This window comes from Sphingobium sp. TomMM7A, from assembly GCF_055397305.1.
Genome location: NZ_AP027311.1, coordinates 1,847,967 through 1,869,886, shown reverse-complemented (window position 1 = coordinate 1,869,886; position 21,920 = coordinate 1,847,967). Strand labels below are relative to the sequence as shown.

At 62.6% G+C, this 21,920-nt stretch carries 26 protein-coding genes; 8 read left to right on the top strand and 18 right to left on the bottom strand.

Annotated features, from left to right (window positions below; genetic code table 11):
• Nucleotides 1-13 precede the first annotated feature (13 nt).
• Both ACZ5ZH_RS09310 and ACZ5ZH_RS09305 read left to right on the top strand, forming a co-directional pair.
• Nucleotides 14-436 carry an ExbD/TolR family protein gene (locus ACZ5ZH_RS09310; RefSeq protein ID WP_196224597.1) on the top strand — a complete coding sequence of 141 codons (423 nt, stop codon included), beginning with the start codon at nt 14-16 and terminating at the stop codon, nt 434-436.
• A 187-nt stretch (nt 437-623) separates the two neighbouring features.
• Nucleotides 624-941 (top strand): PilZ domain-containing protein, encoded by a 318-nt coding sequence (locus ACZ5ZH_RS09305; RefSeq protein ID WP_464771331.1) that lies wholly within the window; start codon nt 624-626, stop codon nt 939-941.
• Between the two features lie 24 nt (nt 942-965).
• Here ACZ5ZH_RS09305 and ACZ5ZH_RS09300 read toward each other — a convergent pair whose 3' ends face one another.
• Both ACZ5ZH_RS09300 and ACZ5ZH_RS09295 read right to left on the bottom strand, forming a co-directional pair.
• On the bottom strand, nt 966-2,753 hold the full coding sequence (locus ACZ5ZH_RS09300; protein WP_464771330.1) for an ABC transporter transmembrane domain-containing protein: 1,788 nt from the start codon (nt 2,751-2,753) through the stop codon (nt 966-968).
• 56 nt (nt 2,754-2,809) lie between these two features.
• Nucleotides 2,810-4,096 carry a class I SAM-dependent methyltransferase gene (locus ACZ5ZH_RS09295; protein WP_464775171.1) on the bottom strand — a complete coding sequence of 429 codons (1,287 nt, stop codon included), beginning with the start codon at nt 4,094-4,096 and terminating at the stop codon, nt 2,810-2,812.
• A gap of 103 nt (nt 4,097-4,199) precedes the next feature.
• Between ACZ5ZH_RS09295 and dgcA the strand changes: the two genes are divergently transcribed.
• Entirely contained in the window at nt 4,200-5,177 is a 978-nt protein-coding gene (gene dgcA, locus ACZ5ZH_RS09290; protein ID WP_464771328.1) for an N-acetyl-D-Glu racemase DgcA, read from the top strand.
• Here dgcA and ACZ5ZH_RS09285 read toward each other — a convergent pair.
• The 5 genes from ACZ5ZH_RS09285 to ACZ5ZH_RS09265 all read right to left on the bottom strand — a co-directional run bounded on the left by ACZ5ZH_RS09285 (nt 5,171) and on the right by ACZ5ZH_RS09265 (nt 10,006).
• Nucleotides 5,171-5,569, bottom strand: coding sequence for a hypothetical protein (locus ACZ5ZH_RS09285; RefSeq protein ID WP_464771327.1), 399 nt, complete (start codon nt 5,567-5,569; stop codon nt 5,171-5,173). The two genes, dgcA and ACZ5ZH_RS09285, sit on opposite strands and share 7 nt — an antisense overlap.
• A gap of 88 nt (nt 5,570-5,657) precedes the next feature.
• Nucleotides 5,658-6,821 carry a mechanosensitive ion channel family protein gene (locus ACZ5ZH_RS09280; RefSeq protein WP_464771326.1) on the bottom strand — a complete coding sequence of 388 codons (1,164 nt, stop codon included), beginning with the start codon at nt 6,819-6,821 and terminating at the stop codon, nt 5,658-5,660.
• Between the two features lie 25 nt (nt 6,822-6,846).
• Nucleotides 6,847-7,851 (bottom strand): DNA topoisomerase IB, encoded by a 1,005-nt coding sequence (locus ACZ5ZH_RS09275; protein WP_464771325.1) that lies wholly within the window; start codon nt 7,849-7,851, stop codon nt 6,847-6,849.
• A 68-nt stretch (nt 7,852-7,919) separates the two neighbouring features.
• A complete protein-coding gene (locus tag ACZ5ZH_RS09270; protein ID WP_460986798.1) occupies nt 7,920-8,639 on the bottom strand; it encodes a hypothetical protein in 720 nt (239 codons plus the stop codon).
• Nucleotides 8,639-10,006: a putative O-glycosylation ligase, exosortase A system-associated gene (locus ACZ5ZH_RS09265; protein ID WP_464771324.1), complete on the bottom strand. Its 1,368-nt coding sequence runs from the start codon at nt 10,004-10,006 to the stop codon at nt 8,639-8,641. The genes ACZ5ZH_RS09270 and ACZ5ZH_RS09265 overlap by 1 nt, the downstream gene beginning before the upstream one ends.
• 200 nt (nt 10,007-10,206) lie before the next feature.
• Here ACZ5ZH_RS09265 and ACZ5ZH_RS09260 point away from each other — a divergent pair, with 200 nt between their 5' ends.
• Nucleotides 10,207-11,436, top strand: coding sequence for a TIGR04063 family PEP-CTERM/XrtA system glycosyltransferase (locus ACZ5ZH_RS09260; RefSeq protein WP_464771323.1), 1,230 nt, complete (start codon nt 10,207-10,209; stop codon nt 11,434-11,436).
• An 8-nt stretch (nt 11,437-11,444) separates the two neighbouring features.
• Complete coding sequence (locus ACZ5ZH_RS09255) at nt 11,445-12,302, top strand: hypothetical protein (protein ID WP_464771322.1); 858 nt, start codon at nt 11,445-11,447, stop codon at nt 12,300-12,302.
• Nucleotides 12,303-12,312: 10 nt separating this feature from the next.
• Here the strand turns inward: ACZ5ZH_RS09255 and ACZ5ZH_RS09250 are convergent, their stop codons facing one another.
• Nucleotides 12,313-12,684, bottom strand: a complete 372-nt coding sequence (locus tag ACZ5ZH_RS09250; protein WP_449474173.1) for a hypothetical protein — start codon at nt 12,682-12,684, stop codon at nt 12,313-12,315.
• Complete coding sequence (locus tag ACZ5ZH_RS09245) at nt 12,681-12,866, bottom strand: hypothetical protein (protein ID WP_097092364.1); 186 nt, start codon at nt 12,864-12,866, stop codon at nt 12,681-12,683. The genes ACZ5ZH_RS09250 and ACZ5ZH_RS09245 overlap by 4 nt, the downstream gene beginning before the upstream one ends.
• A 116-nt stretch (nt 12,867-12,982) precedes the next feature.
• On the opposite strand from ACZ5ZH_RS09245, the gene ACZ5ZH_RS09240 reads away from it, so the two are divergent.
• Together ACZ5ZH_RS09240 and ACZ5ZH_RS09235 are read left to right on the top strand one after the other, a co-directional pair.
• Entirely contained in the window at nt 12,983-13,654 is a 672-nt protein-coding gene (locus ACZ5ZH_RS09240) for a S24 family peptidase (RefSeq protein WP_460986795.1), read from the top strand.
• A 51-nt stretch (nt 13,655-13,705) separates the two neighbouring features.
• Nucleotides 13,706-14,623, top strand: coding sequence for an XdhC family protein (locus ACZ5ZH_RS09235; protein ID WP_464771321.1), 918 nt, complete (start codon nt 13,706-13,708; stop codon nt 14,621-14,623).
• Between the two features lie 9 nt (nt 14,624-14,632).
• Here the strand turns inward: ACZ5ZH_RS09235 and ACZ5ZH_RS09230 are convergent, their stop codons facing one another.
• The 4 genes from ACZ5ZH_RS09230 to ACZ5ZH_RS09215 all read right to left on the bottom strand — a co-directional run bounded on the left by ACZ5ZH_RS09230 (nt 14,633) and on the right by ACZ5ZH_RS09215 (nt 17,800).
• Complete coding sequence (locus tag ACZ5ZH_RS09230; RefSeq protein WP_464771320.1) at nt 14,633-14,818, bottom strand: YbdD/YjiX family protein; 186 nt, start codon at nt 14,816-14,818, stop codon at nt 14,633-14,635.
• Nucleotides 14,815-16,863 carry a carbon starvation CstA family protein gene (locus ACZ5ZH_RS09225; protein ID WP_464771319.1) on the bottom strand — a complete coding sequence of 683 codons (2,049 nt, stop codon included), beginning with the start codon at nt 16,861-16,863 and terminating at the stop codon, nt 14,815-14,817. The genes ACZ5ZH_RS09230 and ACZ5ZH_RS09225 overlap by 4 nt, the downstream gene beginning before the upstream one ends.
• Before the next feature lie 66 nt (nt 16,864-16,929).
• Complete coding sequence (locus ACZ5ZH_RS09220; protein WP_464771318.1) at nt 16,930-17,388, bottom strand: DoxX family protein; 459 nt, start codon at nt 17,386-17,388, stop codon at nt 16,930-16,932.
• On the bottom strand, nt 17,366-17,800 hold the full coding sequence (locus ACZ5ZH_RS09215) for a pyridoxamine 5'-phosphate oxidase family protein (RefSeq protein ID WP_464771317.1): 435 nt from the start codon (nt 17,798-17,800) through the stop codon (nt 17,366-17,368). The genes ACZ5ZH_RS09220 and ACZ5ZH_RS09215 overlap by 23 nt, the downstream gene beginning before the upstream one ends.
• Before the next feature lie 115 nt (nt 17,801-17,915).
• Here ACZ5ZH_RS09215 and ACZ5ZH_RS09210 point away from each other — a divergent pair, with 115 nt between their 5' ends.
• Entirely contained in the window at nt 17,916-18,473 is a 558-nt protein-coding gene (locus ACZ5ZH_RS09210; protein WP_464771316.1) for a 2'-5' RNA ligase family protein, read from the top strand.
• A gap of 89 nt (nt 18,474-18,562) precedes the next feature.
• On the opposite strand, the gene yihA is transcribed toward ACZ5ZH_RS09210, so the two are convergent.
• From yihA to rpmH, 5 genes are read right to left on the bottom strand one after another with little or no spacing between them, the layout of a single operon-like run.
• Nucleotides 18,563-19,210: a ribosome biogenesis GTP-binding protein YihA/YsxC gene (gene yihA / locus ACZ5ZH_RS09205; protein ID WP_460986789.1), complete on the bottom strand. Its 648-nt coding sequence runs from the start codon at nt 19,208-19,210 to the stop codon at nt 18,563-18,565.
• Nucleotides 19,211-19,223: 13 nt separating this feature from the next.
• Nucleotides 19,224-20,924: a membrane protein insertase YidC gene (yidC, locus tag ACZ5ZH_RS09200; RefSeq protein WP_464771315.1), complete on the bottom strand. Its 1,701-nt coding sequence runs from the start codon at nt 20,922-20,924 to the stop codon at nt 19,224-19,226.
• A 36-nt stretch (nt 20,925-20,960) separates the two neighbouring features.
• Complete coding sequence (gene yidD / locus ACZ5ZH_RS09195; protein ID WP_460986787.1) at nt 20,961-21,173, bottom strand: membrane protein insertion efficiency factor YidD; 213 nt, start codon at nt 21,171-21,173, stop codon at nt 20,961-20,963.
• A gap of 2 nt (nt 21,174-21,175) precedes the next feature.
• Complete coding sequence (rnpA, locus tag ACZ5ZH_RS09190) at nt 21,176-21,556, bottom strand: ribonuclease P protein component (protein ID WP_460986786.1); 381 nt, start codon at nt 21,554-21,556, stop codon at nt 21,176-21,178.
• A 32-nt stretch (nt 21,557-21,588) separates the two neighbouring features.
• The gene (gene rpmH, locus ACZ5ZH_RS09185) at nt 21,589-21,723 is read right to left on the bottom strand and encodes a 50S ribosomal protein L34 (protein ID WP_013848777.1); all 135 of its coding nucleotides are present in this window, start codon (nt 21,721-21,723) and stop codon (nt 21,589-21,591) included.
• Between the last annotated feature and the right edge of the window lie 197 nt (nt 21,724-21,920).

Here is a 21,920-nt window from a genome sequence, read left to right as displayed (position 1 = left end):
GGAGTATCGCCCCATGGCAATGAGCGCCGGAAAAGATGATGGCGAGCCGATGATGGACATGAACACGACGCCGTTGATCGACGTCATGCTCGTTCTCCTCATCATGTTCATCATCACGATCCCGATCCAGACCCACGCGGTCAAGATCGACCTACCGCAGAACGCGCCACCGACCGACAGCGTCATCGACCCTGTCAAGAACAAGGTTGCGATTGATGCTGGCGGAATCATCACCTGGAACGGTTCGGCCATCGACCTTCTGACCCTGCGTCAGTATCTGCAGCAGTCGCTGCGGTTGCCGGTCGAACCCGAATTGCAGTTCCAGCCCGATGCTGCGACCCGCTATGTCGTCGTTGATCAGGTTCTGGCCGAGATCAAGCGCGCTGGCGTCACGAAGCTGGGCTTCGTGGGCAATGAACAATATGGAAACTTCTAAGAGCTGGCTACGCCGCCGCCGTCTGGCCGGGAATGTTCGACTTCCCGTTTCCGGGCGCGGGCTGGGGTGACGCAATCAGCTTTTGGTTATCTAAAGGGTCGCTTCGGCGGCCCTTTTTTTTGGTCCCTGCCTCAACGGTTCCTTAACCGTAATGTGAGAAGTTCCACCCAAAGGAACGCATCTGATCATGGGCGCTGAATTGCACATGGACCTGAACCAAAAGCGCGGTCGCCAGACTGACCGGCGCTATGTTCAGGTGCCCGTCAAAGTGAGGCGGCCAAGCGAGAACTGGTTCAAAAGCAGCGTCGCCGACTTGTCTGTTCATGGCTTCCTTCTGCAGAGCTTCATGAAGCTGGCCGCAGGTGATTCCCTCTGGGTCATGCTGCCCGGATTCGAGGGACGACGCGCTCAAGTTCTTTGGACACGGGGCCATGAAGCAGGTTGCCGGTTCGAACGGCCCCTGCATCCCGCCATCCTTGATCATATCGTCAGGATCAGCGGATAAAATAGCTTTGAAGGCCGATCTGCCTCAGGCCGCTGGCGCATCCTGAAACTGAAGGGTCGCCAACCTCGCGTACAGCCCCTTTTCGATCATCAGTGCGGCATGATTGCCCTGTTCCACCACGCGACCATTATCGAGTACGATGATCCGGTCAGCAGCGCGAACCGTTGCCAGCCGATGGGCGATGACGATTGTCGTGCGCCCTTGCATCAGGCGCGCTAGTGCGTCCTGGACCAGCCGCTCCGATTCCGCGTCCAGCGCAGAGGTCGCCTCGTCCAGCAACAGGATCGGTGCATCGCGGAGCAGGGCGCGCGCGATGGAAAGGCGCTGCCTTTGACCCCCGGACAGTCGGGCTCCACCTTCGCCCAAAAATGTATCCAGCCCCTCGGGAAGGGCGCGCAGAAACGTCTCTGCATTGGCCGCACGCGCTGCTCCCCAAATCTCCTCGTCCGACGCGTCCCAGCGGCCAAAGCGCAGATTGTCCCGCGCCGATGCAGCAAAGATAACGCTGTCTTGCGGAACCATCGCCATCATATTCCGAACCGTTGCCGGGTCGGCATCCTTCAGATCGACGCCATTCAGCCGGATAACCCCGGTCTCAGGATCATAGAAGCGTAGCGCGAGCTGTATCAGCGTGGATTTGCCTGCACCTGACGGCCCGACGACTGCCACTGTTTCACCCGCCGCAATATCGATCGAGATGCCGTGCAGCGCGGCATCGCCCGGTCGCGTGGGATAGCTGAAATGCACCCCATCGAACTGGAGGTTCGCGCCTTGTGGAAGTTGGGGAATCGGTTTGGGCAAAGCAGGAGCGACGATTTCGGGCTTTGCCGTCATAAGCTCATTCAAGCGGCTCGCCGCGCCAGCACCCCGGAGCAGGTCGCCCCAGGTTTCCGACAGCGCGCCAAATGCGCCCGCAACCAGGCCGCCGGTGAGAACAAACGCCGCGATACTGCCGCCCGAAAGCCTGCCCGCCGCGACATCCAGGGCGCCCTGCCACATCACCGCAGTGATCGATCCAAAGACCAAAGCGATGACAACCGCCGTCATCGCCGCGCGGAGGAGGATACGGCGCCGGGCTGTCGCAAATCCTGCTTCCACTGTCGTGTCGAACCGCGCGGATTCCCGAGCTTCCTGCCCGAATGCCTGAACGATCTTCATGGCGCCCAGCACTTCGGACGTTACGCTGCCGACGGCGGCCAGCCTGTCCTGACTGGCGCGGGAGAGAAGCCGTACGCGGCGGCCGAGGCTGATCATCACGACCAGAATGATGGGGATGCCAAGTACCAGAAGGCCCGCGAGCTTGGGCGCGAGCGCGAAGAGGTAGATGAGGCCACCAACCCCGGTGACCAGATTGCGCAGGGCGACAGACACAGTCGAGCCGACGATCTGGTCAATGATAGCGGTGTCCGCCGTCATCCGCGACGCGATTTCAGATGGCCGGTTCTCTTCGAAAAAGCGGGGTTCTAGGCGCAGCAGATTGGCCTGCGTCGCCGATCGGATATCGGCCACCACCCGTTCCCCAAGCCAGGACACAAAGTAGAAGCGTGCCGCTGTCGCCAGGGAAAGGATCAGCACGATCAAAGCCAGATACTGAAACCAACGACTGATATCGCCGCCGCCCATGAATCCGCGGTCGATGACCAGGCGGAAGCCGCTGGGGATAGCGAGCGTCGCGGCGGATGAGACGATCAGCGCGGCGAGCGCGGCGGCGATCCGTCCGGGATAGCGCGTGGCGAACCGCCACAGCATGGCGAGGCTGCCAAGGGACGAACGCGCGCCGCCGCGCGGCATGGACTTTTCCGCATCTTGCATGGGCGCGCGCTTAGCAGTCCCCGGCCCAAGCCTCAACGAGGATCAGCGGCGCGGCGTCAGCTGGAAGGTGTAATCTCCGCCGCCAGCGTCATGATGCGGCGAGCGGCCGTGCGACCGGTCAGTGCGTAGGCCATGTCGCCAGCTTCCCAATAGGCGATGATATCGGTTGCGCGCCGGGCGATGAGGGGACGTCCTTCTGCAGGCGTTTCGGCTTTGTCCGCAAAGAAGGAGAGTTGTTCGCCTGCGGGTGTCACGATCGAGATGGCTATGGCCGGACTGTCCGGCGTCGGAAAGAGCTGAACGTCGGTAACGCGCCAGCTGCGGGGAAAAGATGGCAGGATGATCCCGGTTGAACGGCGTATTTCCTCGCTGTTGAGGGTCGCGCTCTCCACCTGAGACGCCATATTTTGCCGCAACAGGCCAGCACGGTGGGACGCCGCCGCTTCGTCGAGGAAGGGGCTGGCCTGCGCCGCCTGTGGAAACTCGCCCAACGCGCCTCTCGCGATCCAGCCCGTCGCCAGCAGGGCTGCGATCGCGGCTGTCCGGCGCAAATGCTGCCAGCCGCGCCCGCCTTCATTATCGTTGGCGACCGGGATCGACATGTCACGCGTGCGCCCAACCAGCGTGCCCTTGGTGCCGTCATGCATCAGCCGGAAATCGATGTGCGGCCAGCGCTGACGCCAGCGTCGTGCCACGATTCGTTCGCCCGGCCTCGCCGCGTCATCCAGCAAGACAACGGCGTTGGGCGACAGCCGTGCAAACAGGCTGTCCGCTGCTCCCCGCACCAGCGGGTGAACCGACCATGGCGGTCCATCGATGATCAGAAGGTCGATGCGCTCAGGCAGATCGTCCAGCGCATACCAGCGCCCCGGCCAATCGCTGCTCTCCGATGCCAGCGGCGCATGGCGCAGGTCGGCTTGCAGACCATGATCGCAGAGCCAGTTGCGGGTGGCATCGACAAAGCCGCCATGCTGGTCAAAGCTGGTCAGGCGGCCACCACCATGCATCGCCAAGGCCTTGGCCGCGACCAATGTGGAAGCGCCTGCGCCAAGTTCCACGACCTGCGCAGGCCGCAAGCGCGCAATCTCCCGCACGATATGGCGCAGGAAGCCCACATCCGCCTTCCAGCTGCCAAGATGCGGAAGCGCATCATGAGGCAGGTTCAACTCATCCATCAGGGCGCGCTTGTCGGCTTTGCGCCCACCCGAAAGGCTGGCGAGCAGCCACGGCCAACTGATCGCCCCAAAACCGATGCGCCATGCCAGATCGGACATCCGGCGTTGTGTCGCACCGTCCTCCTGTTCGGCGAGGGAAAGAAAGCCAGTCAATTCGCGGGAAGTCACGATGCACCCATCCTTATATAAGATCTGGCGGGACTATGCGGCGGCCCGCGATTCTCGCATAGAGCCTGTGTCCGGTCCCTAACTTGCCGCTCAGGAAACGTCGATGACCCGTATAATTTCCGCCACCATCGAACGCTGGCCGGTAGCAGGCGCCTTCATCATCAGCCGGGGCGCCAAAACCTCTGTGGACGTCGTGGTCTGTACCGTGAGCGATGGCGTACATGTGGGCAGGGGCGAAGGCACGCCCATCTATTACGAAGGTGAAACAGCCGAAGGCTGTGCCGCCGCCCTCAACGCTTATCGGGGGCCGCCGGCTCGCGAGGCACTGCTGGAAGCGATGCCCCGAGGCGCGGCGCGCAACGCGCTTGACTGCGCGTTGTGGGACCTGGAGGCCAGGCAGGCGGGCATTCCCGTTTGGCAACTGGCCGACGTTCACCCCCCCGCGCCGCTGCCTACTGCCTTCACCATCAGCCTGAATGACCCCGACCAGATGGAAGCCGACGCCCGTGCCGCGGCGGGCAGGGGCTTTGCCCTGTTGAAATGCAAGCTGACGGGTGAGGGGGACAGGGAACGGATCGCGGCGGTTCGCGTCGGGGCGCCCAGTGCGCGGCTGATCGTCGATGCCAATGAAAGCTGGCATGATCTCGACATTGCGGCCGAAGCGGGCGCTCTCGCTGAACTCGGCGTGGAAATGGTGGAGCAGCCGGTTTGTCACGGGCGTGAGGACAGGCTGGCGGGCGTTAAGGCGCCACTCCCGCTCTGCGCGGACGAAAGCTGCCACACGCGTGCGGACCTAGATCGACTGGGGGACTTTGACGCGGTCAATATCAAGCTGGACAAGGCGGGCGGGTTGACCGAGGCGCTGGCTCTTGCCCGTGCCGCAAGGGAGCGGGGCTTCCGCATCATGGTTGGTTGCATGCTCGGCACGTCGCTCGGGATTGCCCCTGCGGTGTTGGTCGCGCAGGGCGCCGACTGGATAGACCTGGATGGTGCCCTGCTGCTGGCCAAGGACAGGGATGGTGCCCTCGCCTTGCGGGACGGCATGCTGCAGCCGGGCACGCTTTGGGGCACGGGTCAGTAGCCGAGCGTCAGGCCTACGGCATAATATTTGGGACCGACATTGCCTTTCACGCGCAGCTTCGGGACGATCGGCATCGCGATGGTGGCATAGGGTCGGCTGTTGTCACCGCTGAACCGAATGCCCGCGCCGATCGTCGCAAAGGCTGGCAGGTGATAGGTTGCCTCGACCCGGCCATACAGCTTGGCGTCACCATCGCGCAGATAGACGCCCGCACCGGGGGTCAGGCTGAAACCCGCCACGTCCAGTGCATAGCCTGCGCCGATTTCGGTGCCCCAATGACCATTTGCCCGGCCGTAATTGACTTCGGCTCCAAGCCCTTCGGCATGCGCCGCAGGAGCGATGACGAGAGAGCCCATCAGTGCGGCGGCAGCGAGTTTGGTGCGTGAAATCATCTTCAATCCCCAATCAGCGATGCTGCTGCCTGACCGGCTGACAGGGCCGATGCAAGCAAGGGGAAGGTGAAGCGAATCGAAAAACCGCTCAGATGAGCCGCGCAGCCCCCCCATGGTCGATGTGGATGGGATCGGGATAGGGCATGATCGTCCGCCCGTCCGGTGCTGCGGTAAAGCTCGTCTGGGTGGGATAGGCAAATTCAATGCCTTCCGCCTTGAATCGTTTCCAGATCGCAAGGCCGATGCGATGGCGCGACTGGAAATAATCATGCTGGTCGGGATAGGGCACGTCGAAATTAAGTTCGTAATCCAGCGAGCTCGCGCCAAAGCGCACCAGCCCGGCATTGACGAAATGCATGCCTTCGTCCGTTACGATCTTCTCAAGCAGGGCAGGGATGGCATCGGCCTTTTCATCCGGCGTCTGGTAGATGATGCCGATGGCAAAGGTGACGCGGCGCTGCTCCAGCGTTTGAAGGCTGGTAATCTCCTTTTGCAGGAGGTTGGCGTTGGAGATGACCTTCTTCTCGCCAGTCATGGCGCGCAGGCGTGTGCTCTTGAGGCCAATGCGTTCGACCCGTGCGGTGGTCTGGTCATAGGTAATCACCTCGCCCCGGCGGAAGGGCTTGTCGAAGATGATCGACAGGGCAGCGAACAGGTCCGAGAAGATGCCCTGCGCCGCGAGGCCGATGGCGATGCCGCCGATGCCAAGGCCCGCGACCAGACCCGTTACGTTGACGCCCAGATTGTCGAGTACGACGATCAAGGCGATGGCGAACAGGCCGAAGGTCACGAGGACGCGGATCAAGCCCATGGCGTTGGCCAGGGTTTCGCCATGAGCGTCTTCGCCAACGGTCTTGCGTTCAACGAGGCCCAGGATGATCTCGCGCGCCCAGATGGCGGCCTGGAAAACGGCGGCGATGGTGAAGAGGAACGCTACCGTCTTCAGCACCATCTGCGGAGGATTGGCGTAGCTGACCACCAGCCGCGCGGCGACCAGGGCCATGAAGAAGTGGGTGGTCCGGGCGATGGCACGGCCAACGACGTTGGAAACGCCAAGCGTGCTGCCCGGCTTGCCCCTGAACCGCTTGCCGAATTGCCGCAGCGCGGCGAGGGCGAGATAGATGGCGATGCCTGCCCCGACGGCCATCACTATCTGCAAAGAGTGAATGGCAAACCAGTTCGTCGTGGCGTGCCACATTTCCGAAAGGTTGGGAGCGCGAACCGTGAAGGCCGGGTCATTCTTTGCAGCCATGGGGATCCCTGAAAAATCTAAGCGGTCAGGCCGCCAGAGGAAGAGAGGAGCTTGCCCCGCATTCTTCCAGAAAGGCGATCAGTCCGCGTTCGTAGCGGGTGAGATAGCGCGTACTGCGCGGCAAGCGAAGCCCTGCCCGCCATTCATCCTGTCCCGACTTGCACAATTCGATCAGCGCTGGATGAATATAGCTTTTACGGCTGATGGCGGGGGTGTTGCCGAGGGCTTCGGCCACTGGCGCGACCATCTGCGCGAGCGATACAGGGCCGGAGGCTAAAGCCTCGAAGGCGACGGCCGATGCGCCCCATGTGCGGAAATGCTTGGCGGTGAAGTCATGCCGCATGGCTTCCGCTATATAGGCGTTCACGTCTCCGGAAGTGATCGGCCGGGCGATCCCTTCCTCGTCCAGATATTGGAACAGATGCTGCCCCGGCAGGTCCTGCATCGCGCGCACAAAGCGGAGCAGCCGCCGGTCGCTGATCGTCAGGTCATGTTCGCGCCCCGACTTGGCACGATAGCGCAACCGCAGCTTCTGCCCGCTAAGGTCGACATGGCGGCGGCGCAGCGTCGTGGCGCCGAAGCTCTTGTTCGCTGTGGCATATTGTTCGTTGCCCACGCGCACCTTGGCAAGGTCGAGCAGGCGCACGACTGCGGCCAGGGTCCTTTCCTTGCGCAGGCCGCGGATTGACAGGTCAGCCTCTATGCGCGCGCGCAGGCGGGGCAGCGCGCGGCCGAACAAGGCGCAGCCGCCGTATTTCTCCGCCTCTCGCGCGGCGCGGAACTCCGGATGATAGCGATATTGCTTGCGGCCCCTGTCGTCATAGCCGGTCGCCTGTATATGGCCATGCGGTAGCGGGCAGAACCAGCAATCCCGATAGGCGGGCGGCATGCCGATGGCGTTAAGCCTGTCGATCTCGTCCCGGTCGGTGATCCGCGTGCCATCGGCAAGGAAATAGGCCCATCCCCGTTTCAATGGGCGGCGCGCTATTCCCGGCAGGCTGTCATTGGCGTGGACGAGGCGTTGCGGCATTTGGCTCCTTCTCAAGAGCCATTAACCCGCCTTACCGCGCTTGCGTTCCCCGGCCTCGACGCGTGGGGTCAGGATCGGCCGGGCTGTGAGCCGGTCAAGCGCCAACGAAGCGCTCCGCTGCTGCGCAAGCGCCAATGCTCAGGATGGCGGCGGATGACCGATAGATGTGCGAGGGTCAGGGTCGCCGCCAATATCGCGGCGGGCATGGCGATCATCGCCATATTGGGCAGCAGCAGCGCGATCGCGAAGAAGCCCAAGGCTGTGGCTGCGGCGATCATGGTGGACCGTGCTTCACCGTCCGGCCCGCGCATCCAGAATATGCAGCCGCTCACCCCCAGCGCGAAAGCCATGGCGAGCCGGGCGGGCTGACCCTGGCCCGCAAGGCCGCAGCCGATGAGCAGAAGAAGGATGAGGAGCGCGATCCCGGCACGGGGCAGGCGGCCAAGCAGATAGGCTCCGGCAGGATAAAGAAGCAGCTCCGCCATCAGCACCGCTGCCAATATCGACCCGGCGAGCGCCGCCTGCTCTGGCCCCGCGATGACCGCCACCACCGCCGTGGCAGCCCAGGGGACGAGGCGTCCGGGCGCCATGCGAATATGGCTGATCCAGCCGCGCAGGCCCGCGCGGGTTTCCCATCGCCGGTCGGCAAGGCGCAGTTGGAAAGCCGCGATAATGAACAGCGCTTCCACGCCCCATGGCAGGAACTCCCTGCCGATCATGGGTGACGCCAGCACCAGTCCGAGCAACAAGCCATGGGCGATGCCCAGAATGCGGAGTTCTCCGCTCATCATACTCCCCCTGTGATCGGCTTTGAGGGCCGGAACGGAATGGCCGGGGCTCGCGTACCTTCCCGCTGCTTGCGCGTGAGATAGGTGTCGAGGCCGATTTGCAGCGATAGCATCATGAAGATGAAGGGTTGGTAAGCGATGCCGACGAACAGCGAACCGATCATGTAGATGACATGGCCCTGCTGAAGCGCCAGCGCGAAGGGCGCGACCCATGCCTCGCCCGGACCATCGCGGCCCCGATAACGTCGGCGGATTGCTTCAGTGCGGATGAAGCAGATGAAGTGGATCAGCAGCCAGAGAGCGAAGCCGAAATAGCCCTGCTCGCCGAGCATTTCGAAATAGGCGCTGTGATAGGCGCGGCCCTTGTCAGTAACGAGCCGCCGCTCCATGCGCGACCCGCCGCTGTCGGTCACCCGTTCCTGCATGAAATAGGTGAAGCTGTTCTGAAGGTAATTGTCGAAGCCGCCGCCGCCGGGATGCTCCTTCACATAGTCCAGCGTCCATTTCCAAACGGCGAGGCGGGTGGAAGCGCTTTCGTCGCCCTGATGATTCTCGATGGTGGACATGCGCTGGGTGAAGCTGGCGGGCAAGAAGGGGATGGCGGCAAGCGCGGCCACAGCCAGCAATGGGCCATAGACGAACCGCCGCTTCGACCGCATCAGCATCATGCCAGCAAGGATGACAATGCAGACGAGGCCCGTGCGGGCTTCGGTGCCGATCGGCATCAACAGGCAGGCGAAGCACAGCGCATAGGCGAAGGTTCGCACCCGCCAGTCCGGCGGAAAGATGGTGCCGTGTTTCGCCAGCCAAAGGATGAGCGGGATCAGCGAGATGGCGACGCAGCTGATAATGCTGCCTTCATAAAGGCCGCTATTATTATCGACCATTAGGTTGAGGACGCCATAGCCGCCGCCCGACAGCGCCGTCTTCATACCGCCATTGATGATGATGGTGCTCGCACACAGCACCATGAACAGCGCCAGTGCCTCAAGCCGCAGCCGGGTGCGCAGGGTGAGAGGCAGGAAGATCGCGAAGATCATCGCCTTCCACACCCATTCCCACTTGGTATGGGCGTTGAGCGGGAAGTCGGCCGTCGCGGTCGTATAGCCGCACCAGGCCAGCAAGATCAGCAGCAGCAATTGCCGCATGGAAAAGCGGCAGTCCGTCTTCTTGTCCACCAGCAGCCATGCGCCAACAGCCAATGCGAAGGCAATCGCGGAGATCGGGATGCGATTCAGAAGAAAGTAGGACAGCCGCTGCGGTGAGACGATGTCGATATAGGCGTAGACGGCGACCAGCAGGAAAGGACGCCGCAGCCCCAGCAGGAAGAAGGCGCCAAGGAAGGCGAGGAAGAACAGATCACGCATCGCGCGATTGCTCCACCTGCGATTCGTCATCCAGATCGGCGCGCGGCAGCAGGCGCCAGGCCGCCAGCATGATGACGCCATGGCTGATCAGCAGGGAAAGGGCGTCAATCATCGCGCGAAGAGTTCTTCCATGGCCACGGCCTTTCCCTAGCGCGGCAGAGTTGACGGGCCGTTAAACCTTTTCCGCCACAACAAGCGTCATGACTCGGATACTCCATGTGCTCGATCACAGCCTGCCGATGCATAGCGGCTACACCTTCCGGACGCGTGCGATCCTGCGAGCGCAAATGGCGCAGGGCTGGGACGTGCGGGGAATCACCGGATTGCGTCACGGCGCCAGTGGCCCAGCAGAAGAGGTCGTGGACGGCCTTCATTTTCATCGCACGCCGGGCACGCCGACAACCGGCAATCCGTTGCTGCGCGAATGGCGAGACATCGCGGCGCATGCGGATGCCATCGATTCGCTGATCGCTCGGTGGCGGCCGGACGTCATCCACGCCCATTCGCCCGTGTTGAACGCCATGGCGGCACAACGCGCGGCCAAGCGGCACGACATTCCGATGATCTACGAAATCCGCGCCTTCTGGGAGGATGCAGCGGTCGGAAACGGCACCGGCACCGAAGGCAGCCCGCGCTATTGGCTGACCCGGCAACTGGAAACCCATGCGGTGCGCGCGGCCGATGCCGTCGCGGTCATCTGCGAAGGGCTGCGTGACGATCTGGTTGCGCGCGGGATCGATCCGGCCAAGATCATCGTTTCGCCCAACGGCGTGGATATGGAGCAATTCGGAACACCGGTGCCGCGCGATCCGGCGCTTACCGCAAGGCTGGGGCTTGAGGGCGCCGATGTGGTCGGCTTCATCGGCAGCTTCTACGATTATGAAGGTCTGGATGACCTCATCGCCGCGATGCCCCGGCTGGTGCGCGCGCGGCCCAAGGTCAAGCTGCTGCTGGTAGGCGGCGGTCCGCGCGAACAGGCACTGCGCGACCAGGCGACGGCCTCGCCCTTCGCCGACCATATCGTTTTCGTAGGGCGCGTCCCTCATGATGAGGTCGAGGATTATTATGCGCAGGTCGATGTCCTCGCCTATCCGCGCAAGGCGATGCGGCTCACCGATCTTGTGACCCCGCTCAAGCCGCTGGAGGCAATGGCGCAGGGACGGCTGGTAGCTGCCTCCAATGTCGGCGGTCATCGCGAGTTGATCGAACATGGGGTGACCGGCACGCTGTTCGCGCCCGGCGATCCCGCGGCCATTGCGACCGCTTTGGCAAAGATGTTCGCTGATCGTGGGTTTTGGGACGATCGGCGGGCGACGGCTCGCGCCTTTGTCGAACGCGAGCGTAACTGGTCGTCAAATATTCTGCGTTATGGGCCTGTCTATGAGCGGTTACTGGCGCAGCGGATCGCGCGCGTTCGCGCCGCCGCCTGAACTGCAACATGGCGGCGGTTCGACTTCATAGGGCGATGACCCCGGCCGTGCTGGCAGGGCTGGCGGTCGCGCTGATCCTGTTGGCGATGCCCGTGGGACTGGTCGAGACAATCGTCGCGTCGAGCGGACTAAGCGAAGCCTTGCCCGCCGCCGCGCCGCCGTTGGGGTTGAAAGCGCGCCTGCTTGTTGCAGGCTTCGGCGCGCTGATGGCGATGGGCTTCGTAAGTTTCAACGCGGCGCCCATGCCGATGAAAAAGGATCGACGCTCTCGCAGCGTTACAGGAGTGAGTGATATGGGTTTTGCATTGCCGAAGCTGAACTGGCTGTCTCGCGGCCGGACCTCTGGAGCCTCCAGAATATCGCGCCCGCTGATGCGCCGCGCCGACGCGCATCCCGACGCCCCGGCGCGTGCGCCCATCTTCGCGAGCCGCGACTTTGGCGGCCTGGAGATTTTCCCCCGGATTGGCCCTGCGCGGGGTGAACAGTTCGAATCGGCTCAACCGGAAGCGGAGGCCATAATCCTGCCCGGTGAGCCGACGCCAGCAGAGGCCCCGGACATTCATTCAGCGGTCGATGCCGAATTTGAAGCGGTGAGCGTCATTGCCACCGATTCCGCCCCCGCCGATCTGTCCAACGACATCCCGCCAGTTCCCAGCCTGCCTTCGCTGGCTGAACTCACCGCGCGGTTCGAGAAAGGCCTAACCGATCGTGTGCGTGGCGCCAGGACTGCCGCCGCCGACGGTGTCATCGCTGACATGCCGACCGAACAGCGGGTCCCGGTGCGGGATCGGGTCGAGGATGATGTCGATCAGGCGCTGCGCGCGGCGCTTGGCACATTGCGGGCCATGGCGGATCGGGCGCGCTGAGGACTGCCGCTCACCAATCTTCGATGGTGAGCGCCGACAGTTCGATCCACTCCTCTTCCAAAGCCGACCTGCCGCCATCAATTATGATGTCGGCGACAAAATGCCTGGGTAGCGTCCATTCGGCTTCCTCCAGCCCTTCGGCGAACCGGGCTCGCCGATCTTTAGCGTCCGGCCCCTTAATCCGCAGCGTGATGACGTGCCGCCTCCCCTGGAACAATGCGCTGGCCCAGGGACGGCTGATAGCGCGTTCGATGCTGACGGGTTCGCCCGCACGCTCGATCAATTGGGCGAGCAGTCGGGGCAGGGGGTCCTGTCCACTCAGGCGCCTTCCTTCATTTTCGACCAGTTTCCGGCCTTGGCGGAGATGATCCAGACTTGTCATTGACCCGCGCTCCTGCGATATGTGTTCATGAAATGTTCTATACGTCTCTTGATCCGTTCCCCCGGTTCGCGACCTTGACGCAGGTCGAACACCAGACGGGGATCGCGAACGCTTTCACGGCCAAAGCGTGTCGCCGGAATGCCGTTGTCCCGCAGGAACTTCTCTACGGCGCGAATCAGCATGCGGTTCAATCTCCTCTCTTCGATGCGATTCGCCCCCTGCGAATCCCTAAGTGTTTTCCTATTTCTCCCCCTATTTCCTACTTGTCTAGGAAAATTCCTATCATTATGGATGAATCATGATCGGTAATGGAGAAGATCCGCGCGTTGTGCTGGAACGGCTGATTGCCGAGAGGGGGGAGAATTATGCCGACCTGTCCCGCCTGCTGAAGCGTAACCCGGCCTATGTTCAGCAGTTCATTAAGCGCGGCACGCCCCGCAAACTGGATGAGGAGGACCGGCGGGTGCTTGCACGCTATTTTGGCGTTGCCGAAGACCTGCTGGGTGGGCCGGGGCGCCAAGCCCCGGTGGAAAGGAAATCGCGGCCTCTGCCCGCAGTGGTGCCTGTGCCGCGCCTGTCGCTTGGCGCGTCGGCCGGACCCGGTTCGCTTGACGAGGATGAGCGGGCGGCGGGTGTCATGGCTTTCGACGCGAACTGGTTGCGCCATCTGGGCGTGAAGCCTCAAAGAGTATCCATCATCCGGGTGGATGGCGAATCGATGGCGCCGACGCTCAATGATGGTGACGAGATCATGGTCGACCATGATGATGACGCGATGCGGCTTCGCGATGGGGTATATGTGCTGCGACTGGACGGCGTGCTGATGGTGAAGCGTATCGCGATGGGGCCACGCAGAGGGCTGTTCAGTGTGCGCAGCGACAATGTTCATTATCCCGATTGGGTGGACATCGATCCATCGCTGGTGGCGATCGTCGGCCGGGTCGTGTGGACGGGGCGGCGGCTGGTCTAGCTTGGCGACGCATCGGCGACCTCCTATGTGCGATGGGCAAGGAGGCCCGGATTGAACGACAATGACGCGGTGATACGCAAGGCGATCGAGTGGCGTGGCGCGCCCATCGCGCTGGCAACGGTCGTATCGACATGGGGATCGGCCCCCCGGCCGCGTGGCAGTCATATGATCGTCCATCGCGACGGCCGCTTCGAAGGCAGCATTTCAGGAGGCTGTGTTGAGGCCGACGTCCTGCAACGGGCGGAGGAGGTGATCGCGGGTCGCCCTGCGCATCTCGAACGCTATGGCGTTGCCGATGATGACGCCTGGTCCGTGGGTCTTCCCTGCGGAGGCGAGATCAGCGTGCTGGTCCAGCCGGTGGAGGACGGGAGCTTCGCCCCTACGCTGTTCGACCGGATTGCTGATGCCCGCGATGAGGGGCGGTCCCTCATCCTTTCCACCGACCTTGGTACAGGCATCACCCGTGAAGCAGTGATCGAGGGCCAGTTTCACAACCGCTACGATCCGCCGCGCCAGTTGCTGATCGTAGGCGCGGTGCAGATCGCCCAATCCTTATGCGCGCTTGCCCAGGCCATTGGGGTCAGACCCGTAGTGATCGATCCGCGCGGTCGCTTCCTGACAGAGGAGCGTTTCCCCGGCGTGGAGTTGGACGACCGCTGGCCCGACGAGGCGATCGCGGCGCGCCGCCCCGGTGAGGCGACGGCAGTCGTAACGCTCAGCCATGATATCAAGATCGACGATCCGGCTCTGGCCGCCGCCCTGCGCGCGCCGACCGGCTATGTGGCCGCGCTGGGATCGCGAAAGAGCCATGCTGCGCGGCTTGAGCGCCTGTCGGCAATGGGTTTTTCCGCAGAGCAACTTGATCGAATAGACGGTCCGGCGGGGCTGAACATCGGCGCGGTGGGCGCGGCTGAGATCGCCCTGTCCATCGCAGCGGGCATGATCGCAGGCTTCAACGCGCGTAGCTGACCGGCGTCCTTAACAGCATTTGCCGCCATTCTTCCCGCCATAGCGCGCCTCCTGCCGATCGCGGAAAAACTCGGTAGGCGTCATGATCGGCTCGCCGGGATGATGCATGTGCATATGCTGGGCATAGCCCTCATAATCGGGGACACCGACCATCATCATCGCCATCCGCCGCACCCTGTCGAACAAGCCGATCATTCCGCTGGCACCAGAGAGGCGGGGATTTCGCGCGCCGTCGGCGCATCGGCCCGACGTGCGGCGAGGCAGGTGCGGACGGTGAAGAACAGCAGCGAAAGCACCACCATCAGGAAAATGGCGACCAGCCCGGCGTCCACCCGGTCGTTGAAGATAATCTGCTGCATTTCCGCCATGGACTTGGCGGGGTTGAGCAACTTGCCCTCATTCGCTGCTGCTGAGAATTTCGCCGCATGGGCAAGGAAGCCGACCTTCGCATCGGCCGAAAACAGCTTCAGCAATCCGGCCGACAATGTGCAGACCAGCAGCCAGGCGGTCGGGATCATCGTCACCCAGGCATAGCGGTTCCGCTTCATCCGGAACAATACCGCCGTCGCCAGCATCAGCGCGATCGCCGCCAGCATCTGGTTGGAAATGCCGAACACCGGCCATAGCGTATTCACGCCGCCCAGCGGGTCCGTGACGCCCTGATAAAGGAAGAAGCCCCAGGCCGAAACCGTCAGCGCGGTGGCCACCAGCCCCGGCACGATACCCGCTGTATCCTTGAAGCGGGGCACGGCCAGCCCGATCAGGTCCTGCAACATGAAACGGCCCGCGCGCGTGCCTGCATCAACCGCCGTCAGGATGAACAGCGCCTCGAACAATATGGCGAAATGATACCAGAAGGCTTTCATCGCCGGCCCGCCGATCACATGGGAAAAGATTTCCGCCATCGCCACGGCCAGCGTGGGCGCGCCACCCGCGCGAGAGATTATGGTATGTTCGCCCACATCTCGGGCGGTCTGTGCGATAAGGTCAGGGGTAATAGGGAAGCCCATCGCGGTGACGGCGGCGGCCGCGCTGCTCGCGTCGGCGCCAATCACCGCCGCCGGGCTGTTCATCGTGAAATAAATGCCGGGATCGAGGATCGACGCGCCCACCAGCGCCATGATCGCGACGAACGCCTCCATCAGCATCGCGCCATAGCCGATCAGCGGCGCGTCACTCTCGCTCGCGATCAGCTTGGGTGTAGTGCCGCTGGCGATCAGGGCGTGAAATCCCGATACCGCGCCACAGGCGATGGTGATGAACAGGAAGGGGAAGAGCCCGCCCGACCAGACCGGGCCATTGCCGTTTACGAATTGTGTGACGGCATGCATTTTGAGCGGCGGCGCCATGATGACGATGCCGATGGCAAGCGCGGCGATCGCGCCGATCTTGAGAAAGGTCGACAGATAGTCGCGCGGCGCCAGCAGCAGCCAGACCGGCAGCACCGATGCGACCGCGCCATAGCCGATCAGGATCCAGCACAATTGCATCGGCGTGAAGGTGAAGACCGGCCCCCATAGCGGCGATTGCGCGATGGACTGCCCATATATGATCGCCGCCAGCAGGCCGATGAGGCCGATCAGCGACACCTCGCCAATCCGCCCCGGCCTTATCCAGCGCGTATAGGCGCCCATCAGCAGGGCGAGCGGCACCGTGGCGGCAACGGTGAACATGCCCCATGGGCTTTCCGCCAGCGCCTTCACCACGATCAGCGCCAGCACGGCCAGGATGATCACCATGATCATGAAGGCGCCGAACAGGGCGATCGTCCCAGCGGCCTGTCCCATTTCCATGCGGATAAGCTCGCCGAGCGACTTGCCATCGCGGCGCATGGAAATGAACAGGACCATGAAATCCTGCACCGCGCCCGCCAGCACTACGCCCGCGATGATCCAGATGGTGCCGGGCAGATACCCCATCTGCGCGGCAAGGACCGGCCCCACCAGAGGACCAGCGCCCGCTATCGCCGCGAAATGATGCCCGAACAGAACCACGCGGTCGGTCGGGACATAATCAAGTCCGTCGGCTCGCCTTAGCGCGGGCGTGGGTCGTGCAGGATCAAGCCGCATCACATGCCGCGCAATGTAGAGCGCGTAATAGCGATAGGCGACCAGGAAGCTGCTGACCGCTGCCACGACGATCCAGAGCGCATTGACCGCCTCGCCCCGGGATATCGCAACCACTGACAAGGCGATCGCCCCGACTATGGCCGTCAGGATCCAGGGGATGTGCCGGTTCATCACTCTCTCTCTATCTTTGTTCGTGGAAGGCGGCCGACACAGTAGGGCCACCCATTTCAAAGACAATCATTGATATGGGACGTCACGTTTCCGCCCGAACGGCCATTCGATTGCCGTGCTGGACCACAAAGCCCACCATATGATCACCGGCTGCAACAGCAGGCGCGGGCCGTGATACCACCAGCTTAAATGCATGCCATTCAACGGAATATCGTTGAGCGCATGGTTCAGATTGGCTGGCCATACGCACAGCGCGTAAAGGGCAAGGCCGATCCCGGCGGCCCTACGCAGTCTAGGGACATGCAATCCCGCAGCGCCCGCAATTTCCGCCACGCCGGTCAGCGCGATGATGTCAGCGGGGTGGGGGACCCAATTTGGCGTGATGGCGATGAAGCCGCCGGGCCGGGTCAGATGGGCGACGCCCGCGATCAGATAAAATAGGGACAATATCCAGCGTGACGCCGTCCTGAAGCGATCTCGCTTGCCCGTCCATCCGTCAAGATCAGAGCTGGACCTCCCCTTCATCCTCTCCATCCCAATAATGCGCCCGTTCCGCGCTGACCTTGATCATCACGAGCCCCGGCGTGTCGATGCCTTCATCGAACCAGCGGTCAAGATCGCTGTTCCAATGCGCCTTGAACGCTCCCTTGTCACGGACAAGATCGGCGCGTCCTTCTATCGCCACGAATAGCGGCCTCTGCTTCAACAGCCCGCCGGAGCCCTGAAAGGCCAAGCCAACCTTCGGGTCGCGCTCGATATCGTGGACCATAACCGTGTCGTCGGTGGTGAAATAATAGCTGTCGCCATCATAATCGACGTCGCGATTGTTGCTCATTGGCCGTGCGGCGATCTGGCCACCTTCAGCGCGAGTGGAAAGCATGGCGAAGTCGATATCCTTCATCTTCTTCGCCAGCTGCGGCAGCGTGAGCTGAGCCATCGGACACTCCTTGGTTGAGACCATGCCCAACGTCCGAATGGCGGATCGGCTCCCAGGACTCGCTATCAACGCAATAGGAACATATAGTGAACATATCGACTCGAAAGGATCAGCCATGCGCCATGACATGCGCGCCGACACCAAATATCGTCTCATTTTCGCGCTGAAGCCGTCCACCATCATCGCGCGCCAGACCGATCATTTGGCAGAGACACTGGGCGGCGGGGAGCGCCGCATCCGGCCGGAGCATCAGCATGTCACGCTGGCCGTGACCGCCGATTATATCGAATATCCCTATGCGGTGATCAAGGCATTGCTGCGGGCAGGGACTACGGTCGAAGCCGAACCTTTTGACATGAGGCTCGACCGACTAAGCTTCAGCAATCGCTCCGCCGCCCTGCGCCCTTCGCGATCCCTGCCGCTGCTCAATCAATTACAGAAGTCGATCATCGACGCGATGCGGGGGGCAGGCGTGGCCTTGCGCCCCGGCTGGACCTTCAGCCCGCACCAGACGCTATTCTACAGGGACGGCCCTCCGGCACAGCAAAGTGTCGACGGCTTCCTGTGGTCGCTCGACCAGTTTGTCCTGGTTTGCAGCCATGTGGGCCGCACCCGGCACGATATTCTTGGCACCTGGACGCTTAAAGGAGACGGGCAATATGAACTGTTCTGATCCCGGCCTTGGCTGTTTGGCGAATGGGATAGCTTAAAGCGTCAGCGGAGGGAGGGCAGGGTCAACTGCCCCGTTTTAACAACGACTTGTCACCCTTCAGTCACGCTCGCCAGAACGGCCGCCCGAAGTTCCGCTATGCCCATGCCCTTTTCGCTTGAGGTCGGGATAATCTCGGGATGGGCAGCGGGCCGTTTCCGGACGGCATCGCCAGTCGCCTGGATCACTTCGGCGAGATGGCTGGCCTTTACCTTGTCCGCTTTGGTCAGGACGATGCGATAACTGACGGCCGCCGCGTCAAGCATGTCGAAAATCTCATTATCGACATCCTTGATGCCATGCCGGCTGTCGATCAGGACGAGTGCGCGCTTCAGCTTCGCCCGCCCGCGCAGATAGTCGTTCACAAGGAAGCGCCACTGGCGCACCATGTCCTTGGGCGCGCGCGCATAGCCATAACCAGGCATATCGACGAGGCGAAAGCGCAGCGGGTCGCCGACATCGAAAAAGTTCAGTTCCTGCGTCCGTCCCGGCGTGTTCGACGTGCGGGCAAGCCCGTTGCGGCCCGTCAGCGCGTTCAGCAGGGACGATTTGCCGACGTTCGATCGGCCCGCAAACGCCACTTCATTGACCGACATGTCGGGCAGGAACTTCAAATCCGGCGCTGACTTGAGAAAGGTGATCGGCCCGGCGAACACCTTGCGCGCTTCTTCGATCAGCTCTGCCTGTTCCTGCTCGTCCACTTGGATATCCGCCTTATTTCGCCGGAGCCGCGTTCAGCACGGGGTGGCGCTTGTAGAGCCACCACTGCTGCAGCATCGACAGGCAGTTGTTGGTGATCCAGTAAACCAGCAGGCCCGCAGCAAACGGCGCCATGATGAACATCATCATCCACGGCATGATCGAAAAGATCTGCTGCTGCATCGGGTCCATCTGAGCCGGATTCAGCTTGAACTGGAAGAACATGCTGATGCCGAGCAGCAGCGCCAGCACACCGATGCCCAGGAAGGCCGGGGGTGTGAAGGGGAGCATGCCGAACAGGTTGAGGATATGCAGCGGATCGGGCGCGGACAGATCCTTGATCCACAGCACGAACGGCTGATGGCGCATTTCGATCGTCAGTTGCAACACCTTGTACAGTGCGAAGAAGATCGGGATCTGGATGAAGATGGGCAGGCAGCCGGCGAGCGGGTTCACCTTCTCGCGCTTGTACAGCTCCATCATCTCCTGCTGGAGCTTGGGCTTGTCGTCCTTATACTTCTCCTGCAACGCCTTCATCTTGGGCTGCACCGCGCGCATCGCCGCCATGCTGGCGAACTGGCGCTGGGCGACGGGGAACATCAGCGCGCGGACCACGAAGGTCAGGCAGATGATGGCCACGCCGAAATTGCCGATATGTTCGAACAGCCAGTGCAGCAGCGCGAAGATCGGCTTTTCGAACCAGTAGAACCAGCCCCAGTCGATAGCCCGGTCGAACAGCGGAATGCCCGCATCCTGATAGGCTTCGAGCGTCTTCACTTCCTTCGCGCCCACGAACAGGCGCACCGTCTGGGTGACGGCCTTGCCCGGCGCCAGCATGGTCGGAGCCAGGCTGTAGTCGGCCTGATATTGCGTGCCGGCACCCTTACGGAATTGACCCTCAAATGCTGCCTTCTGGTCGGGGACCAGTGCCGACAGCCAATATTTGTCGGTGAAGCCCAGCCAGCCGCCTGTGGACTGGAAGCTCTGGCTGGAAGGACCCTTGTTCAGGTCTTTGTAGTTCACATCATAGTTGGCAGCGCCGTTGAACACGCCCATCGGGCCGACATGGATGGTCCAGGTGTCCGGGTCCTTGGGGATGCCAGTGCGGTTGATGTAACCATAAGGTTTCACCCCGACCACGCCAGTGCCGCTGTTCACGACCTTCTGCTGCGCGGTGATCATGTAATTATCATCCACCGACAGGCGGATTTCGAAGGCCTGGCCCGCACCATTGTCCCACCGCAGGGTCACGGGGTTGGTCGGGGTCAGTTCCTTCGCGTCGGCCGTCCATACGGTGTTCGCGTCAGGGGCCTTCAACCCTTCGCCTTGCCAGCCGAAGCCAGCAAAAAAGGCGTCGCTCGTGCCCGAAGGGCTGTAGAGCCGGATCGCGGGCGAATTTTTCGCGATCGTTTCGCCATAGGTGGGCAGCACGATATCGTCGATGCGCGCGCCCTTCAGGTTGATGGAGCCGGTCAGCTTGGGCGTACGGATCGCGACGCGCGGGCTTTCCTTCAAGACCAGGGCGCGATCGCGAGTCGCCGACGGGCTGCTGGCTACCGGGCTTGATCCCTGCGCCACCGGCGTGGTCTTGCCGCCTTCGATCTTCGTCGCGGGCGGGTTCGCGGCAGGGAAGAAATGCTTGGCAATATAGGGCCAGCCGAACAGGATCGCTGCGGTCAGTAGCACCGCCAGAACAATATTCTTCTTGTCGTCCACGCTTGTCGGCTCCGCCGTGTCTTGTGAAAATTCGTATCAGGGGACCGGGTCGTAGCCCGAACCGCCCCAAGGATGGCATCGCATTAGCCGCTTCGTGGCGAGCCAGCTACCCTTCACCGCACCATATTTGCCGACGGCCTCAATCGCATATTGCGAACAGGACGGCGCATAACGGCAGCTGGGGGGCAATATGCGCGAAGGGCCAAGCTGCCAGAAGCGCGCAATCAGGATAAGCAGACGAGCGATCATTGCTACTGAGCGCCCTGTTCGCGGCAAGGTTTCTTTCGCGGAGGCCCTCGATGGGTGCCAGCAGGGCGGCTCATCACCTTGCCCAGAGCCTTTTCCAGTTCCGACCGGAGCAACGCAAAGTCGCGCTCGATACCTTCGGAACGGCCGATCAGCACATGGTCCGCGCCCGCGACTCCGTGGATAGGCAACAAATCCCGCGCCAAGACGCGAAAACGGCGCTTCATCCGGTTGCGGATGACAGCGCCGCCAATCTTTTTCGTAACCGTGATGCCGATACGCATCGCCGGATCGCCATCGCCACGTTCGCGCACCAGCAGGACAAAGCCCGGCATCGGCGCGCGCCGCCCACGATTCGCCGCCAGGAAATCAGCGCGCCGCCTCATCATGGCTGGCGCGCGATCCGGCGGCGCGTCGTTCAGGCGCTCAGGCTCTTGCGGCCCCGCGAACGGCGGGCGCGGATCACATTGCGGCCGCCGGGGGTCGCCATGCGAGCGCGGAAACCGTGACGGCGCTTCCGAACCAGATTGCTCGGCTGATAGGTGCGCTTCATCGTTCATTCCTCAAGCAAAACGTCAAAATCGGGCGTGACAAAAAAGGGCCGCCGATGGGCGACCGCATGTCAGGCGGCGTCCGATAGGCAAAAGCGGGGGACGAGTCAATGGCGGAGGAGGAGGGATATGCTCAACATGTTCCCTCTCCCCTTCAGGGGAGAAGGCTAGGGAGAGGGGAGCAACGGATGTGCTGTGC

Bases quoted from the DNA above. Each gene is read 5' to 3' on its own strand.
- ACZ5ZH_RS09245 (WP_097092364.1), bottom strand. From the start codon at position 12,866: ATGCTGATTCGCGCCGTAGAGAAGTTCCTGCGGGACAACGGCATTCCG.
- rnpA (WP_460986786.1), bottom strand. From the start codon at position 21,556: ATGAGGCGGCGCGCTGATTTCCTGGCGGCGAATCGTGGGCGGCGCGCG.
- ACZ5ZH_RS09230 (WP_464771320.1), bottom strand. From the start codon at position 14,818: ATGATCGGCTTGTTCGACAGGGTGCGGCGGATGGCGATGATGATGGTC.
- ACZ5ZH_RS09250 (WP_449474173.1), bottom strand. From the start codon at position 12,684: ATGACAAGTCTGGATCATCTCCGCCAAGGCCGGAAACTGGTCGAAAAT.
- ACZ5ZH_RS09255 (WP_464771322.1), top strand. From the start codon at position 11,445: ATGGCGGCGGTTCGACTTCATAGGGCGATGACCCCGGCCGTGCTGGCA.
- ACZ5ZH_RS09260 (WP_464771323.1), top strand. From the start codon at position 10,207: ATGACTCGGATACTCCATGTGCTCGATCACAGCCTGCCGATGCATAGC.
- ACZ5ZH_RS09225 (WP_464771319.1), bottom strand. From the start codon at position 16,863: ATGAACCGGCACATCCCCTGGATCCTGACGGCCATAGTCGGGGCGATC.
- ACZ5ZH_RS09310 (WP_196224597.1), top strand. From the start codon at position 14: ATGGCAATGAGCGCCGGAAAAGATGATGGCGAGCCGATGATGGACATG.
- ACZ5ZH_RS09280 (WP_464771326.1), bottom strand. From the start codon at position 6,821: ATGGCTGCAAAGAATGACCCGGCCTTCACGGTTCGCGCTCCCAACCTT.
- ACZ5ZH_RS09270 (WP_460986798.1), bottom strand. From the start codon at position 8,639: ATGAGCGGAGAACTCCGCATTCTGGGCATCGCCCATGGCTTGTTGCTC.
- ACZ5ZH_RS09305 (WP_464771331.1), top strand. From the start codon at position 624: ATGGGCGCTGAATTGCACATGGACCTGAACCAAAAGCGCGGTCGCCAG.
- dgcA (WP_464771328.1), top strand. From the start codon at position 4,200: ATGACCCGTATAATTTCCGCCACCATCGAACGCTGGCCGGTAGCAGGC.
- ACZ5ZH_RS09300 (WP_464771330.1), bottom strand. From the start codon at position 2,753: ATGCAAGATGCGGAAAAGTCCATGCCGCGCGGCGGCGCGCGTTCGTCC.
- ACZ5ZH_RS09240 (WP_460986795.1), top strand. From the start codon at position 12,983: ATGATCGGTAATGGAGAAGATCCGCGCGTTGTGCTGGAACGGCTGATT.
- ACZ5ZH_RS09215 (WP_464771317.1), bottom strand. From the start codon at position 17,800: ATGGCTCAGCTCACGCTGCCGCAGCTGGCGAAGAAGATGAAGGATATC.
- ACZ5ZH_RS09275 (WP_464771325.1), bottom strand. From the start codon at position 7,851: ATGCCGCAACGCCTCGTCCACGCCAATGACAGCCTGCCGGGAATAGCG.
- rpmH (WP_013848777.1), bottom strand. From the start codon at position 21,723: ATGAAGCGCACCTATCAGCCGAGCAATCTGGTTCGGAAGCGCCGTCAC.
- yidD (WP_460986787.1), bottom strand. From the start codon at position 21,173: ATGATCGCTCGTCTGCTTATCCTGATTGCGCGCTTCTGGCAGCTTGGC.
- ACZ5ZH_RS09285 (WP_464771327.1), bottom strand. From the start codon at position 5,569: ATGATTTCACGCACCAAACTCGCTGCCGCCGCACTGATGGGCTCTCTC.
- ACZ5ZH_RS09210 (WP_464771316.1), top strand. From the start codon at position 17,916: ATGCGCCATGACATGCGCGCCGACACCAAATATCGTCTCATTTTCGCG.
- ACZ5ZH_RS09220 (WP_464771318.1), bottom strand. From the start codon at position 17,388: ATGAAGGGGAGGTCCAGCTCTGATCTTGACGGATGGACGGGCAAGCGA.
- ACZ5ZH_RS09265 (WP_464771324.1), bottom strand. From the start codon at position 10,006: ATGCGTGATCTGTTCTTCCTCGCCTTCCTTGGCGCCTTCTTCCTGCTG.